This is a genomic window from Rugamonas brunnea (genome assembly GCF_014042345.1).
GTDB classification, from domain to species: domain Bacteria; phylum Pseudomonadota; class Gammaproteobacteria; order Burkholderiales; family Burkholderiaceae_D; genus Rugamonas; species Rugamonas brunnea.
In genome coordinates this window covers 320,854-335,863 of the sequence record NZ_JACEZT010000002.1, presented here as the reverse complement: position 1 = coordinate 335,863, position 15,010 = coordinate 320,854, and the positions used below count along the sequence as shown (strand labels likewise).

The following is a 15,010-nucleotide window of genomic DNA, read 5'->3' as shown; positions in this document are numbered from 1 at the left end:
TGGCTAGAGGCGTCATCCCCACGAAAGTGGGGATCCATACGGCGCCAATGGCTGCCGCGACGCATGGATTCCCGCCTACGCGGGAATGACGTTAAGCGGCCAGGAAATCGAACAGCGTCATCGCCACCACCTTGGTCGCCTTGCGCAAATCTTCCAGCAGCAGCCGTTCGTCCGCTTTCTTGGCGTTCGACTCGGGCACGGTGCGCGGGCCTGCACCGTACAGCACGGCCGGGATGCCCTGCTCGCCGTACAGGCGCGCATCCGCGTACAGCGGCGTGCCCTGGGCCGGGATATCTTCGCCGATCACGGTTTTGGCGTTCCGCTGCAAGTTGGCTACCAGCCGTTCGCCGCCGGGGAGCGGGCGCAGCGCGTGCGACAACAGCAGGCGCTTGATCTCGATGCGGATGCCCGGTTCGCCGCGCACGGCGTCTTCGATCAACGCGCGCACCTGCCCCTCCACCGCCACCGGATCTTCCTCGGGGATCATGCGGCGGTCCAGCTTCATCACCACTTTGCCGGGCACCACGTTGGTGTTGGTGCCGCCGTCGATGCGGCCCACGAGCATGGTGGGCGAGTCGATGCCGGGCACCTGCGATTTGACCTTCTTCAGTTCCGGCAGCTGGCCATAGATGGCGTTGAGGATCTTGGTGGCCGCTTGCAGCGCATCGTGGCCCGTCTCCGGCATGGCGCCGTGACCGGACTTGCCGTGCACGGTGATCTCCAGTTGCAGGCAGGCGTTGTGCGCGGTGACGATGTTGTAGCTGAAGCCGGCCGCGATCACGAAGTCCGGTTTGGTCAGCTTCTGCTGCAGCAGCCAGCCCGGTCCCAGCAAGCCGCCGAACTCCTCGTCATACGTGAAGTGCAGTTCCAGCCCGCCCTTGAGCGGCACGCCCAGCGCTTCCAGCGCGCGCACGGCGAAGATGTAGGTGGCGAAGTCGCACTTGGAGACGGCGGCCGCGCGGCCGTAGATGTAGCCGTTGTCGATCACGCCGCCGTACGGTGGATAGGTCCAGTTGTCGCCCGGCGGCACCACGTCACCGTGCGCGTTCAGGGCCACCGTGGGCCCGCCCGGCTGGTAGGGCCGGCGCACGATCAGGTTGGTGATGGTTTCCATGCCGTAGTCGCGCACCACCGGCTCGGGCACGGCGTGCTTTTCCGCCTGCCAGCCGTAGGCCTTGACCAGTTCCGCCACCATGTCCGCATGGGGCGCGTTGTTGCCGGGCGGGGTGTCGGTGGGCACGCGCAGCACCTGCTGCAGCACGCCCACTTCCTCGTCGAAATGGGCGTCGATCCAGGCCGCCAGTTGTTCCTTTTGATTGCTCATCCCGTTGTTCTCCTTGATAGTGGGTCGCGCTTACTTGGCGCCGGCTTCGTACCAGGCCGCGATGGTGGCCCGCTCCGCGTCCGTCATGTTGGTCAGGTTCCCGATCGGCATGGCCTTGAGCTGGACGGCCTGCTTGTAGATCTTCTCGGCGCTCTGGTGGATTTGCTGGTCGGTGTCGAGCACCATGCCCAGCGGCGCCGTGGCGAAGCCGGGCTGGGTGGGATGGGCCGAATGGCAGGCGACGCAGCGCTGGGCGATGATGGCTTCGACCTTCTGGAAGGCGGCCGCCGGATCGGCCGACGGCGCCACGGCCACCGGCGCGGGCGGCGCAATGGCCACGGCCACGCCCAGCAGCAGCGCCACGCCGGCCACCGGATAACGCCATTCCACGCGGCCCTTGTGGCGCAGGTTGAAGAAGTGGCGGATCAACACGCCGGCCGCCATGATGAAGGCCAGCACCAGCCAGGCGTGGTCGTTCCGGTAGGTCATCGCGTAGTGGTTGCTGATCATGATGAACAGCACCGGCAGCGTGAAGTAGTTATTGTGGACGCTGCGCTGCTTGGCCTTCTGGCCGTGCTTGGGATCGGGCAGGCCGCCGGCCTGCATGGCCTCGACCATCTTGCGCTGGCCGGGAATGATCAGCATCAGCACATTGCCGACCATGATGGTGCCGATCAGCGCGCCCACATGGATGTAGGCGGCGCGCCCGCTCAGCACATGGGTCAGGCCGTAGGCCGCGGCGACGATCAGCGCGAAGATCACGATCCCGAACGGCAGCTCGCGCTGGCCCAGCGGCGAGCGGCACAGCAGATCGTACACCGTCCAGCCGGCGACCAGCGTGCCGACGCCGATGCCGACCGCCTGCCAGCTTCCGATGTCGGCCACCTGCTTGTCGATCATCATGGCCTGGGCGTTGAAGTAGTAGGCGATGGTGAGCAGCGCGATGCCCGACAGCCAGGTGGTGTAGGCCTCCCATTTGAACCAGTGCAGTTCCTTGGGCAGTTCGGCCGGCGCCACCAGGTATTTTTGCGGGTTGTAGAAGCCGCCGCCGTGGACGGCCCACAGTTCGCCGGACACGCCCTTCTTCGCCAGATCGGACCCCGGCGCGGGCGGACGGATCGAATTATCGAGCCAGACGAAATAGAACGAGGCACCGATCCATGCGATGCCGGTGATGATGTGCAGCCAGCGCACGATCAGGTTGAGCCACTCAAGGCCATACGGGATCAGATAGGCAAATGCGTCCATGCGTTCCTTGGGTAAGAGGAGTGGCGAATTTACAGAAGATAATCGGATTTGATTCCGGCAACATGAAGATTAGAGTATATTTAACATATCGCCTAACATATATCGCACCATGCCAGCATTGCCGCAACACCTGGACCTGCACCTGATCCGCATTCTCTATCTGCTGCTGGTGGAGAAGAACGTGTCGCGCGTGGCGCTCAAGCTCAATCAACCGCAACCGTCGATTTCCGCCTCGCTGCGCAAGCTGCGCGAACTGACGGGCGATCCGCTGCTGGTGCGCGGCGCGCGCGGCATGGTGCCCACCCAGCATGGCGAGAGCCTGCTGGCGCCGGCCAAGCGCATTCTCGACGAGACGGAGAATCTGTTCGTCAAGAAGACGCCGTTCGTGCCGCAGGAGGAAGCGCGCGTGTTCCACATCGCCGCGCCCGATTACCTGGACAGCCAGTTCCTGCCCAATGTGGTGGCCCTGCTGCGGCGCGGCTCACCGCTCAGCCGCATCAAGATCCACAGCCTGGGACCGGGCTCGGACTACGTCCGCCTGCTGTCGGACGGCGACATGGACCTCGTCATCGCCAACTGGGACGAGCCACCCGAGCACCTGCACATGTCCAAGCTGTTCGAGGACCCCATCATCTGCACCATGCGGGCCGATTGTCCGTACGCGATGCGCACCGGCAGCGAGGACATGACGTTGTCCGATTATCTGAGCCTGCCCCACGTGCGGCCCACGCAGATGCTGCCCGGCTACCACGGCGTGGTGGACTCCTACCTGGAGGCGCAAGGCATGCAGCGCAATGTGATGGTGGAATCGGCCTACTTTGGCCTGATCCCCTACATGCTGACCCAGACCGACCTGGTGCTGACCACAGGCCGCCAGTTCGTGCGCTACTACGAGCGCAATCTGCCGCTCAAGATGTTCACCGTGCCCGTCAAATTCCCGGCTATGCGCTTTTACCAGCTATGGCACGAGCGCGTGCACCAGGCGCCGGAGCACAAATGGCTGCGCGACCAGGTCAGCGCGGCGGCCCGCACGCTGCAAAAATAAACGCCGCTTATCAGCCACGACATATATCAGCCACGCGTTGCCGGCTTTTTTTTCGCGGCACGATGCGTCGGCGCGACACCGCTATTCCCCGTTTTCGATTAGGCCTTGCGACGGTGATGGCGCTAGTCGCACTTGCCCCGTAATTTGGCCACCGCCACGAACGGCAATGCCAGCAGGCCGAAGAAGATGTAGGTCGGCTGGAATTTCAAGCCGTCCGCGTGTAGACAACTGGGTATCTGGGCCTGGTCGAAGGCGGCGGACAGGACGTCGGCCTGCGCGCTGCCACGATAGACGACGCCTCCGGGCGCCACGCCCGGCTGCATCTGCTTGTTGGCCGCAGCCTGTCGTTCGGCGGCAGCCTGCTGATCGGCCTCCACCAGGGTTGCATGGATCGCCTCGTGGATGGCGGCGTCGCTCAGTGGAGGATGGCCGGCGACGGGGGCGGGCGCGAACGGATCAGGGACGGCTGATCCGCTGGCCTGGGCGAGCGACGGTGCTGGTGCTGGCGTCGGACCAGGTGCACGCGCGGAGGTGGCTGGCGGCGCGGCACAGGTCGCGCTGCTGAAAGCGGCCAGGGTAATGACGACACAGACTTGAGCCAGACGTCGCATAGGGAGCAGGAATACGGTAGGCCGCGCGACGACGCCGCGCACACGAGCCATTTTTCACTATATATGCCGGCTACGCAGCAGTTGTTAAAAATAACATGTTGTTACACTCCCCTGCCGCGTCCACTGGCACCGCATCAGACATGCGATTCCGGAATAATGCTTATTGGAAAGATTGATTGGCTTTGTCTGCCGCGATGCAGCATAATTCACTTGTCTCCTCCAACTCCGTAACAAGAATTGGATTTAACCCGCCACCATGGCGGGTTTTTTTTTTGCCCATCATCGCGTCCATGGGTGCGCGCCAGCGGCGAAACGCAACGCCATCAGATATACAAACTGAAAATAATGCTTATTGGAAATATAAATTGGCCACGCCTGGCGCGCCGCAGCATAATGGAACTGTCTCCTCCAACTCCTAAGAAGAATTGGATTTAACCCGCCACCATGGCGGGTTTTTTTTCGACTTAAGGTGGGCATCCGACAAGCTGGCGCATAAAAAAAAAGCCCGCCATCTTGCGATGGGCGGGCGTTGCGCGGGCCACGGGCCGATGACGGCTTAACCGGCCGTGCGGGCGTTATGCTTCTTGCGGTAGATCTTGTTGCTGCTGTGGTCCAGTTCCCGGTTCAAATGGGCGCGCTCCTGACGCGTCACCTTGCCGTCCGCCTCGGCTTTTACCTTGTCGGCCTCGATCTTCGCTTCGCGCTTTTCCAGGTTGGCCGTTTCCTTGCCCGTCAGCTGGCCGCTGTTGATCCCCTGGTCGATGCGCATTTCCTGGCGCTCCTGGCGGGCATCGATTTTCGGAGTGGCCGTGTTCTGGGCGAAGGCCGGCGCGATCAAGGTGGCCAGGGCAGCGGTCAACAGCACTTTATTGATCTTCATGTTCGTATCCTCTATCGTCGGGGTTGCGGGCAACGCGCCCATGCACACTCTAACGAAACACCGGCAGAATGGTGTACCGCCCAGCTGTAAGGGATGTAACGAGATGCTACGCCGGCCAGCGCACCGCTAGGCTGCCACGCCCGCCCGCTCCAGCATCGCGTGCAGCAGCACATTGCAGCCAGCCTCCAGGTGTTCGGCCTTGGCGTCCTCGATCTCGTTGTGGCTGATGCCGTCCTTGCAGGGCACGAAGATCATGCCGGCCGGCGCCACGCGCGCCGCGTAAATCGCATCGTGTCCGGCGCCCGATACCACGTCCATGGTCGAATACCCGAGCTTCTCGGTGGCCTTGCGCACCGCGCCCACGCAGTCCGGGTGGAACGGGCATGGCGGGTAGTAGGACACGCGTTCGATCGTGATGCCCAGCCCCGTCTCGCCGCGCGTGCGTTCGACGAAGGCCAGCATCTCCTCGTGCATGGCGTTGAGCAGGGTGTCGTTCACATTGCGCAGGTCGATGCTGAATTTGACTTCGCCCGGAATCACATTGCGGCTGTTGGGGAACACCTGCACCATGCCCACCGTGCCCCGCCCATACGGCGGATAGCGGTTGGCGATGACCACCACCTCCTGCATGATCCTGGTGGCCACCTGCAGCGCATCCTTGCGCAGGCCCATGGGCGTGGGGCCGGCATGCGCCTCCATGCCGGTCACCACGCAGTCGTACCAGCTCAGGCCCATCACGGCCGGCACCACGCCGATCACCTTATCCGCATCCTCCAGCACCGGGCCCTGCTCGATGTGGGCTTCAAAATAGGCGCCGATCGGATGTCGGCCCGGCACTTCGCTGCCCTTGTAGCCGATGCGCTCCAGTTCCTCGCCCACGGTCTTGCCGTCCACGTCGCGCGCGGCGTAGGCCGTCTCCAGCGTGAAGGCGCCACAGAAGACGCCGGAGCCCATCATCACGGGCACGAAGCGCGAGCCTTCCTCGTTGGTCCAGAACGCGACTTCGATCGGCGCCTCGGTCTGGATGTTCAGATCGTTCAGCGTGCGCACCACTTCCAGCCCGGCCAGCACGCCGTAGTTGCCATCGAACTTGCCGCCGGTTGGCTGGGTGTCGATATGGCTGCCCGTGACCACCGGCGGCAACGCGTTGTTGCGGCCGGCGCGGCGCATGAAGACATTGCCGATCTGGTCCACCGTGACGGACAGGCCGGCCGTCTTGCCCCAGCCGACCACCAGGTCGCGTCCCTGCCGGTCCAGGTCCGTCAAGGTCAGGCGCTTGACGCCGCCCTTGGGTGTGGCGCCGATGCGGGCCAGTTCCATCAGCGCCGCCCACAGGCGTTCGCCGTTGATACGCAGTTCGTTCCGCAGTTCGTTCCGCAGTTCGTTCATCTCTCGCTCCCGATCAAGACTTGGCCGACACCGGCACGAAGGCCGGCCGTTCCACATAACGCCCCGCGCCCTCCTCCGCCATCAGCACGCCGCGGTCGAACACGACCTTGCCGGCGGCCATCGTGGTGCTGGGGATGCCGCGCACGGTGCGCCCTTCGAACACGTTGAAGCCGCCCTTGGCGTGCTGGGTTTTGGCGCTGATGGTGCGCGTGCCTTCCGGGTCCCACACCACGATGTCGGCGTCCGAACCCACGGCGATCACGCCCTTGCGCGGGTACATATTGAAAATCTGGGCCGCGTTGGCCGACGTCACGCGCACGAATTCGGACGGCGTCAACCGGCCCGTGTTCACGCCCGCATCCCACACCACGGCCATGCGCTCCTCCACGCCGCCGCAGCCGTTGGGGATCTTGGTGAAGTCGTCCTTGCCGGCCGCCTTCTGCGCGGCGCAGAAGGTGCAGTGGTCAGTGGCCGTCGTGTGCAGGTTGCCAGCCTGCAGGCCGTGCCACAGCGCAGCCTGATGGTGCTTGCTGCGGAACGGTGGGCTCATCACGTGGCCGGCAGCGAACTCCGGGTCGGCGCTGCGGTACACGCTGTCGTCGATCACCAGGTGGCCGGCCAGCGCCTCGCCGTACACGCGCTGGCCGTTGGCGCGCGCCCGCGCGATGGCTTCCAGCGATTCGGCGCACGACACGTGCACGATGTAGAGCGGCGTGTTGAGCACCCCGGCGATGGTGATGGCGCGGTTGGCCGCCTCCGCCTCCACGGCCGGCGGGCGCGAGAGCGGGTGCGACGACGGCCCCGTCAAGCCCCGGCGCAGCAAGTCCTGCTGCAACTGGAACACCAGTTCGCCGTTCTCCGCGTGCACGGTGGGGATGGCGCCAAGTTCCAGCGCGCGGCGGAAGCTGTTCACCAGCGTTTCATCGTCGGCCATGATGGCGTTCTTGTAGGCCATGAAGTGCTTGAAACTGTTCACGCCATGGTCGCGCACCAGGATGCCCATCTCCTCGCGCACGCTGTCGTCCCACCACGTCACGGCCACGTGGAAGGTGTAGTCGCCAGCCGCCTTCTGGGCCCAGCCGCGCCACGTGTGGAACGCTTCCAGCAAGGACTGCTGCGGGCTGGGGATAACGAAATCCATGATGGTGGTGGTGCCGCCGGCCAGCCCGGCCGCCGTGCCGGTGAAGAAGTCGTCCTGCGTGACGGTGCCCATGAACGGCAGGTTCATGTGGGTGTGCGTGTCTATCCCGCCCGGCATCACATACTGGCCGTGGGCGTCGATCACGCGCGCCGAATGGGGCGCCTCCAGGTTCTCGCCCACAGCGACGATCTTGTCGCCGAAGGTCATCACATCGGCACGAAAGGCGCGGTCCGCGTTGACGACGGTGCCGCCGCGAATAATCATGGTCATAGGCTGGTCCTTTCCGTTATGGCTGGGCCGCCGCGCGCATGGCCGGCAGCGCCTTGCCCTTCATCAGCACACCGTACACCAGCGCCGAGATGGCGATGCCGACGAACCAGGCGTAGGTGTAAATGGTCTTGAAGCCGTCCGCCACGCCGGGGAACGACGCGGGGAATGCTGCGTTCAAAAAGCCCGGGATATTGGGCAGCACGCCGATCACGAACGCCACCAGCGCCGCCATGTTCCAGCCGTTGCCGTAGGAGTAGCTGCCATCCTCGCGGTACAGCTGCGGCACATCCAGCTCCGTCTTGCGCACCACGTAGTAGTCGATGATCAGGATGCCGGCGATGGGGCCCAGCAGCGCGGAATAGCCGATCAGCCAGGTGAAGATGTAGCCCTGGGTCGATTCCAGTATCTTCCACGGCATCATCAGGATCGCGATCGAGGCCGTGATGTAGCCGCCCGTCTTGTAAGAGATCAGCTTGGGCGCCAGCGAGGAGAAATCATAGGCCGGCCCCACCAGGTTGGCCGCCAGGTTCACGCTGACCGTGTCGATCAGCAGGATCAGCAGCGCCACCAGCACCGCCACGCCGGTCATGCGGCTGGACAGGTCGACCGGGTCCCAGATCGCCTTGCCATACAGGACTACGGTGGCCGAGGTGACGATCACCGCCATCATGGCCAATAAGCCCATGGGAACAGGCAGGCCGACGGACTGGCCCAGCACCTGGTCGCGCTGCGAACGGGCGAAACGGGTGAAGTCGGGGATGTTGAGCGCCAGCGTGGCCCAGAACCCCACCATGGCCGTCAGCGAAGGCCAGAAGGTGGACCAGAACTGGCCGGCCTTCTTGCCGCCTGCAACGAACTGCGACGGCGCCGACAGCAGATCGCCAAAGCCGCCCGCCTTGTTGTACACCCAGCCCAGCAGCACGAAGCAGATCAGGATCTTGAGCGGCGCCGTGTAGGTTTCCAGTTTGCGGATGGCGTCCATGCCGTGCACGATGTACCAGAACTGGATGCCCCAGAACGCCAGGAAGCACGCCAGCTGCGCGCCGTTGATGCCGAGGCCCGCCAGCTTGGCGCCGCCGATCTCGCCGCCCATCATCACGCCCAGCAGCGTGTAGATCATCTGGCCGCCGAACCAGGTCTGGATGCCGTACCAGCCGCAGGCCACGATGGCGCGCATCAGCGCCGGCAGCCGCGCGCCCATGGTGCCGAACGAGGAGCGGGCCAGCACCGCATAAGGGATGCCGTACTTGGTGCCGGCGTGGCCGATGGCCAGCATCGGCAGCAGCACGATGGCGTTGGCCAGGAACACGGTCAGCACGGCCTGCCAGCCCGACATGCCGCCTTCGATCAGACTGGCCGACAGGGTGTAGGCCGGGATGCACATCACCATGCCCACCCACAGCGCGGCGAAGTGATACCAGCGCCAGGTACGTTGCGCCGCCGAGGTGGGCGCCAGGTCTTCATTCCACAGTTGCGTGCTGCCAGTCGCTTCTTTGCTCACGTTGGTCTCTCCTAGGGTTGATGATGCATCCGGCCCGGCCACGTGAACGTATCAAGTGGCCGGGCCAGTGTATCCCAGTCTTTGCAATTTTTATACCTAACCCTGTCTTCGCTGCGCACTAGTTCTGGGCCACCTCCGCCGCCGGCTCCTGTGCTGTGCTTTGCACGGCGCTTTGTGCTGATTCTGCGCGCGGATTGCGGGGGTCCTGCGTCCAGTTCATGTACGGCTTGCCCGTCTTCTGCGGCACCATCGTGATGCAGCCCTGCACCGGACAAGTGATTTCGCACAGGTTGCAGCCCACGCATTCCTCCTTGATCACCTCGTAGCGGCGCCCGCCCTGCTGGTCGATCAACTGCGCGATCGACTGGTGCGACGTGTCCTCGCAGGCCACGTAGCAGCGGCCGCACTGGATGCAATCGTCCTGGTTGATCTGGGCGATCACCTGGTAGTTCATGTCCAGGTATTTCCAGTCCGTCGTATTGGGCACGGCCTTGCCCGAGAATTCGCTGATGCTGCGGTAGCCCTTCTCGTCCATCCAGCGCGACAGCCCGTCCTTCATCTCCTCGACGATGCGGAAGCCGTGCAGCATGGCCGCCGTGCACACCTGCACCGAACCAGCGCCCAGCGCGATGAACTCGGCCGCGTCGCGCCAGTTGCCGATGCCGCCGATGCCGGAGATGGGCAGGCCCGCCGTGGCCGGGTCGCGCGCGATCTCGGCCACCATGTTGAGCGCGATCGGCTTGACGGCCGTGCCGCAGTAACCGCCGTGCGTGCTGGCCCCGCCCACGGTGGGGAAGGCCACCATGCGGTCCAGGTCCAAATGGGTGATGGAGTTGATGGTGTTGATCAGCGAGACGGCGTCCGCCCCGCCCTCCTTGGCCGCGCGCGCTGGCCCGCGGATGTCGGTGATGTTGGGCGTGAGCTTGACGATCACCGGCAGCTTCGAGTGCTTCTTGCACCAGCTGGTCACCATGCGCACATACTCGGGCACCTGGCCCACGGCCGCGCCCATGCCGCGCTCGGGCATGCCGTGCGGGCAGCCGAAATTGAGTTCGATGCCATCCGCGCCAGTCGCCTCCACCAGCGGCAGGATATCGGCCCAGGCCTTTTCCTCACACGGCAGCATCAGCGACACGATCAGCGCGCGGTCCGGCCAGTCCTTCTTGACCTGGGTGATCTCGCGCAGGTTGATCTCCAGCGCGCGGTCCGTGATCAGTTCGATGTTGTTAAAGCCGATCACCTCGCGGTTCTTGCCGTAATGGGCCGAGTAGCGCGACGACACGTTGACGGCCGGCGGGTCCTCGCCCAGCGTCTTCCACACCACGCCGCCCCAGCCGGCCTCAAAGGCGCGCACCACGTTGTAGGCCTTGTCCGTCGGCGGCGCGGACGCGAGCCAGAAGGGATTGGGCGACTTGATTCCGCAAAATTCGATGCTCAGATCAGCCATGATGCGGCTCCTTATTGGATTGTATGTCGCGGTGGATGGCCAGCGCCGCCAGCTTCCCGTGCTGCACGGCTTGCACCGTCAAATCCTGTCCCGGCGCCACGCAGTCGCCGCCCGCGTAGATGCGCGGCAGGATGGTGCGGAAGTGGGCGTCCACGTGGATCTTGTCGCCGTCGCGCTGCAAGGTCTTGGCCAGCGGATCGCTGATGCTGTCCGGGTCCATGCTCTGGCCGATGGCCTTGAAGATGGCATCGGCCGCGATCTCAAACGTCTCGCCGGTGCCGGCCAGGCGGCCGTTGTTGAGCGCCGTTTTCTCGAAGCGCATGCCGCGCACGCGGCCGGCCTCGTCCAGCAGCACTTGCTGCGGCTGGGCCCAGGTGCGCATGCGGACCTGGTTTTCCTTGGCGATGTGCTGCTCGTGGCCGGTGGCGCTCATGGCATCGAAGCCGCGCCGGTACACCAGCGTCACCTCCTCCGCACCGAGGCGCTGGATCTGCACCGCCATGTCGATGGCCGTGTTGCCCGCGCCGATGACGATGGCGCGCGCCGGCACCGGCAGTTGCGACAGGTCGTCGGCCTGGCGCAGCGCGGCGATGTAGTCCACGGCCGCCAGCAGGCCAGGGGCATCCTCGCCGGTCAAGCCCAGGCGGCGGCTGGCGCCCAGGCCCAGGCCCAGGAACACGGCGTCGTACTGGGCCTGCAAATCCTTCAGTTGCACATTGCCGCCCAGGGTCTGGCCGTGGCGGATTTCGATCCCGCCTATGCCGAGCAGGAACGCCACTTCCTTCTGCGCGAAATCGTCCGTCAGCTTGTATTTGGCGATGCCGTATTCATTGAGGCCGCCCGACTTTTCCCGTGCCTCGTAGATGACGACATCGTTGCCCAGCATGGCCAGCCGGTGCGCGCACGACAGGCCGGCCGGGCCGGCGCCCACCACGGCGATCTTGCGCCCCGTGGCCGGCGCGCGCTGGAACGGATGCTGGCTGAACGCCATGTGGTCGATGGCGTAGCGCTGCAGCAGGCCGATCTTCACGGGCTGGCCTTCCGCGTCGTGGTTGCGCACGCAGGCGTCCTCGCACAGGATCTCGGTCGGGCACACGCGCGCGCAACTGCCGCCCAGGATGTTCTGCTTGAGGATGCCGGCCGCCGCGCCGTTCACATTGCCCTCGTGGATATTGCGGATGAAGCTGGCCACGTCGATCTCGGACGGGCAGATACGCGAACAGGGCGCATCGTAGCAATACAGGCAGCGCGCGCTTTCAATGGCGGCCTGGCGCGCGTTAAGCGCGGGCGCCAGGTCGGTGAAATGCTCGGCCAGCGCGCTGCCCGATTGCGGGGACTGCGGCATGTACTTCAGGGATTCGATCATCATTGCACAATTCCTGACTTGGCTGGTTGACGGGGACGCGGTCAAACATGCTGCACGGGACCGGCCTTTACTTCATCTGCGGGAACGCAAATTCCGCGCCGGCGCTGGCCGTGTTGGGCCAGCGCTGCATGACGGCCTTGTGGCGCGTGTAGAAACGCACGCCCTCCGGGCCGTAGGCGTGATGGTCGCCGAACAGGCTGCGCTTCCATCCGCCGAAACTGTTGAAGGCCATGGGCACGGGCAGCGGCACGTTCACGCCCACCATGCCGACCTGGATCTGGCGCACGAACTCGCGCGCCACGCCGCCGTCGCGCGTGTAGATGGCCACGCCGTTGCCGTACTCGTTGCGGTTGATCAGGGCCACGGCCTGGCCCACGTCGGGCGCGCGCAGCACGCACAGCACGGGGCCGAAGATCTCCTCCTTGTAGATGCTCATGTCCGGCGTCACATGGTCGAACAGGGTGCCGCCCACGAAGAAGCCATTCTCGCGCCCGGCCACGTGGTAGTTACGGCCATCGACCACCAGCGTGGCGCCCTGCTCCAGCCCTTCGCCGATCAGCCGCTCAATGCGCTCCTTGGCCGCGCGCGACACCACCGGGCCCATTTCTGCGTCGGCCGCCATGCCGTCGCGGATCTTCAGCGCGGCCGTGCGCTTGGCCAGCGCGCCGATCAATTTGTCGCCCGCGTCGCCCACGGCCACCACCACGGAAATGGCCATGCAGCGCTCACCGGCCGAACCATAGGCCGCGCCCATCAGCGCATCGATCGCCATGTCCATGTCGGCGTCCGGCATCACCACCATGTGGTTCTTGGCCCCGCCCAGCGCCTGCACCCGCTTGCCGCTGGCGCAGCCGCGCGCGTAGATGTATTCCGCGATCGGCGTGGAGCCGACGAAGCTCACGGCCTGCACCACGGGATGGTCGAGCAGCGCGTCCACGGTGACCTTATCGCCCTGCACCACGTTGAACACGCCGTCCGGCAAACCGGCCTCCTTGAGCAGGCGCGCGTGCAGCAGCGACGGCGACGGGTCGCGTTCGGACGGTTTCAGCACGAAGGTGTTGCCGCAGGCTAGGGCGACGGGGAACATCCACATCGGCACCATCACGGGGAAGTTGAACGGGGTGATGCCGGCCACCACACCCAGCGCCTGGCGCATGGACCAGGCGTCGATGCCGCGCGAGATCTGGTCCGTGAATTCGCCCTTGAGCATTTGCGGAATGCCGACCGCGAATTCCACCATCTCGATGCCGCGCGCCACCTCGCCCTGGGCGTCGGCGAAGGTCTTGCCATGCTCGCGCGTGAGCATGGCCGCGAATTCATCCGTGTGCTGCTGGCACAGTTGCAGGTACTTGAACAGCACCCGCGCGCGCGTCAGCGGCGGCGTGGCCGACCACGACGGGAAGGCGGCGGCGGCGGCGGCCACGGCCGCGTCGACCTCCTGCGCCGTGCCCAGCGCCACGCGCGCCACCGGCTCGCCCAGCGCCGGGTTGTACACGTCCGCATAACGGCCGCTGGTGGTGTCGGCCTTGGCGCCGTTGATGTAATGGGTGATGGTGTCAAGCATGGTCATGATGTTCCGTTCTCTTTAAATGCGCTCAGCCCAGCAGGCTGTCCGCTTCGACATAGTGATAGCCCAGGCCATGCGCCACCGCTTCATAGGTGACGTGGCCGTGGCAGACGTTCAATCCGTTCTTCAGATGGGGGTTGGTCCGCAACGCCTTCTGCCAGCCCTTGTCGGCCAGCGCCAGCGCGTGGGTGATGGTGGCGTTGTTGAGCGCGAAGGTGGAGGTGCGCGCCACGGCGCCCGGCATGTTGGCCACGCAGTAGTGCACCACGCCGTCCACCACGAAAGTGGGCTTTTCGTGCGTGGTGGGATGCGACGTTTCGAAGCAGCCGCCCTGGTCGATGGCCACGTCCACCACCACCGCGCCCTGCTTCATGCGCGAGATCATGGCCGCCGTCACCAGCTTGGGCGCGGCCGCGCCGGGCACCAGCACGCCGCCCACCACCAGGTCGGCGTCCAGCACCGCCTCCTCCACCGTGTGCGCGTTCGAGTACATGGTGCTCACGCGGTTGCCGTAGATCAGATCGAGCTGGCGCAGGCGGTCGATGTTTTTATCGAGGATGGTCACGCGCGCGCCGATGCCCACGGCCATCTGCAGCGCGTTGGTGCCCACCACGCCGGCGCCGATGATGGCGATATGGCCGGGCGCCACGCCGGGCACGCCGCCCAGCAGCAGGCCCATGCCGCCCTTGGATTTTTCCAGATGGGCGGCGCCGGCCTGGATCGCCATGCGCCCCGCGACCTCGCTCATCGGCGCCAGCAGCGGCAGGCCGCCGTTCGGGCCGGTGATGGTTTCGTAGGCGATGCAGACGGCGCCGGAGGCGACCAGGGCGCGGGTCTGGTCCGGGTCGGGCGCCAGGTGCAGATAGGTGTACAGGATCTGGTCGTGGCGCAGCATCGCGCATTCCTCGGGCTGCGGTTCCTTGACCTTGACGATCATCTCGGCCCGCGCGAAGATTTCCGCTGCCGTGTCGACGATGGTCGCGCCGGCGCCCTCGTACATCGCATCGGTCAGGCCGATGGCCGCGCCGGCGTTCTGCTGCACCAGCACCTGGTGGCCGCGCAAGACCAGCTCCTTCACGCTGGCCGGCGTCAGGCCCACGCGCGACTCCTGGTTCTTGATCTCTTTCGGTACGCCTACTAGCATGCTGTTCTCCTCGTTGTTATATGAGTGTGTGTAGCCGCTTCAGCAACGCCGGGGACATGGCCCCGGCCTGTCCGTCT

12 protein-coding genes are annotated in these 15,010 nt (G+C 65.3%); 1 reads left to right on the top strand and 11 read right to left on the bottom strand.

Annotated elements, in window-relative coordinates; genetic code table 11:
- Positions 1-91: 91 nt before the first annotated feature.
- Both H3H37_RS05345 and H3H37_RS05340 read right to left on the bottom strand, forming a co-directional pair.
- The gene (locus H3H37_RS05345; protein ID WP_182160601.1) at positions 92-1,324 is read right to left on the bottom strand and encodes a M20/M25/M40 family metallo-hydrolase; all 1,233 of its coding nucleotides are present in this window, start codon (positions 1,322-1,324) and stop codon (positions 92-94) included.
- 30 nt (positions 1,325-1,354) lie between these two features.
- Entirely contained in the window at positions 1,355-2,572 is a 1,218-nt protein-coding gene (locus tag H3H37_RS05340; protein WP_182160600.1) for a urate hydroxylase PuuD, read from the bottom strand.
- A gap of 109 nt (positions 2,573-2,681) precedes the next feature.
- Between H3H37_RS05340 and H3H37_RS05335 the strand changes: the two genes are divergently transcribed.
- Entirely contained in the window at positions 2,682-3,617 is a 936-nt protein-coding gene (locus H3H37_RS05335) for a LysR family transcriptional regulator (RefSeq protein WP_182160599.1), read from the top strand.
- A 122-nt stretch (positions 3,618-3,739) separates the two neighbouring features.
- On the opposite strand, the gene H3H37_RS05330 is transcribed toward H3H37_RS05335, so the two are convergent.
- The 9 genes from H3H37_RS05330 to ald form a co-directional block, all read right to left on the bottom strand.
- Positions 3,740-4,228: a hypothetical protein gene (locus tag H3H37_RS05330; RefSeq protein ID WP_182160598.1), complete on the bottom strand. Its 489-nt coding sequence runs from the start codon at positions 4,226-4,228 to the stop codon at positions 3,740-3,742.
- A 556-nt stretch (positions 4,229-4,784) separates the two neighbouring features.
- Positions 4,785-5,108, bottom strand: coding sequence for a hypothetical protein (locus H3H37_RS05325; protein ID WP_182160597.1), 324 nt, complete (start codon positions 5,106-5,108; stop codon positions 4,785-4,787).
- Positions 5,109-5,234: 126 nt separating this feature from the next.
- Complete coding sequence (locus H3H37_RS05320) at positions 5,235-6,497, bottom strand: Zn-dependent hydrolase (protein WP_182160596.1); 1,263 nt, start codon at positions 6,495-6,497, stop codon at positions 5,235-5,237.
- A gap of 13 nt (positions 6,498-6,510) precedes the next feature.
- Complete coding sequence (gene hydA / locus H3H37_RS05315) at positions 6,511-7,908, bottom strand: dihydropyrimidinase (protein ID WP_182160595.1); 1,398 nt, start codon at positions 7,906-7,908, stop codon at positions 6,511-6,513.
- Between the two features lie 16 nt (positions 7,909-7,924).
- Complete coding sequence (locus H3H37_RS05310; protein ID WP_182160594.1) at positions 7,925-9,409, bottom strand: NCS1 family nucleobase:cation symporter-1; 1,485 nt, start codon at positions 9,407-9,409, stop codon at positions 7,925-7,927.
- A gap of 118 nt (positions 9,410-9,527) precedes the next feature.
- Complete coding sequence (gene preA, locus H3H37_RS05305; protein WP_182160593.1) at positions 9,528-10,856, bottom strand: NAD-dependent dihydropyrimidine dehydrogenase subunit PreA; 1,329 nt, start codon at positions 10,854-10,856, stop codon at positions 9,528-9,530.
- Complete coding sequence (locus H3H37_RS05300; RefSeq protein ID WP_220456339.1) at positions 10,849-12,225, bottom strand: NAD(P)-dependent oxidoreductase; 1,377 nt, start codon at positions 12,223-12,225, stop codon at positions 10,849-10,851. The genes preA and H3H37_RS05300 overlap by 8 nt, the downstream gene beginning before the upstream one ends.
- A 64-nt stretch (positions 12,226-12,289) precedes the next feature.
- Positions 12,290-13,792: a CoA-acylating methylmalonate-semialdehyde dehydrogenase gene (locus H3H37_RS05295; protein WP_182160592.1), complete on the bottom strand. Its 1,503-nt coding sequence runs from the start codon at positions 13,790-13,792 to the stop codon at positions 12,290-12,292.
- A gap of 25 nt (positions 13,793-13,817) precedes the next feature.
- On the bottom strand, positions 13,818-14,933 hold the full coding sequence (gene ald / locus H3H37_RS05290) for an alanine dehydrogenase (protein WP_182160591.1): 1,116 nt from the start codon (positions 14,931-14,933) through the stop codon (positions 13,818-13,820).
- Positions 14,934-15,010 lie beyond the last annotated feature (77 nt).

Excerpts from the sequence above, each read along its gene's own strand:
- H3H37_RS05345 (WP_182160601.1), bottom strand. The coding sequence starts at position 1,324 with ATGAGCAATCAAAAGGAACAACTGGCGGCCTGGATCGACGCCCATTTC.
- H3H37_RS05340 (WP_182160600.1), bottom strand. The coding sequence starts at position 2,572 with ATGGACGCATTTGCCTATCTGATCCCGTATGGCCTTGAGTGGCTCAAC.
- H3H37_RS05335 (WP_182160599.1), top strand. The coding sequence starts at position 2,682 with ATGCCAGCATTGCCGCAACACCTGGACCTGCACCTGATCCGCATTCTC.
- H3H37_RS05330 (WP_182160598.1), bottom strand. The coding sequence starts at position 4,228 with ATGCGACGTCTGGCTCAAGTCTGTGTCGTCATTACCCTGGCCGCTTTC.
- H3H37_RS05325 (WP_182160597.1), bottom strand. The coding sequence starts at position 5,108 with ATGAAGATCAATAAAGTGCTGTTGACCGCTGCCCTGGCCACCTTGATC.
- H3H37_RS05320 (WP_182160596.1), bottom strand. The coding sequence starts at position 6,497 with ATGAACGAACTGCGGAACGAACTGCGGAACGAACTGCGTATCAACGGC.
- hydA (WP_182160595.1), bottom strand. The coding sequence starts at position 7,908 with ATGACCATGATTATTCGCGGCGGCACCGTCGTCAACGCGGACCGCGCC.
- preA (WP_182160593.1), bottom strand. The coding sequence starts at position 10,856 with ATGGCTGATCTGAGCATCGAATTTTGCGGAATCAAGTCGCCCAATCCC.
- H3H37_RS05300 (WP_220456339.1), bottom strand. The coding sequence starts at position 12,225 with ATGATGATCGAATCCCTGAAGTACATGCCGCAGTCCCCGCAATCGGGC.
- H3H37_RS05295 (WP_182160592.1), bottom strand. The coding sequence starts at position 13,792 with ATGACCATGCTTGACACCATCACCCATTACATCAACGGCGCCAAGGCC.
- ald (WP_182160591.1), bottom strand. The coding sequence starts at position 14,933 with ATGCTAGTAGGCGTACCGAAAGAGATCAAGAACCAGGAGTCGCGCGTG.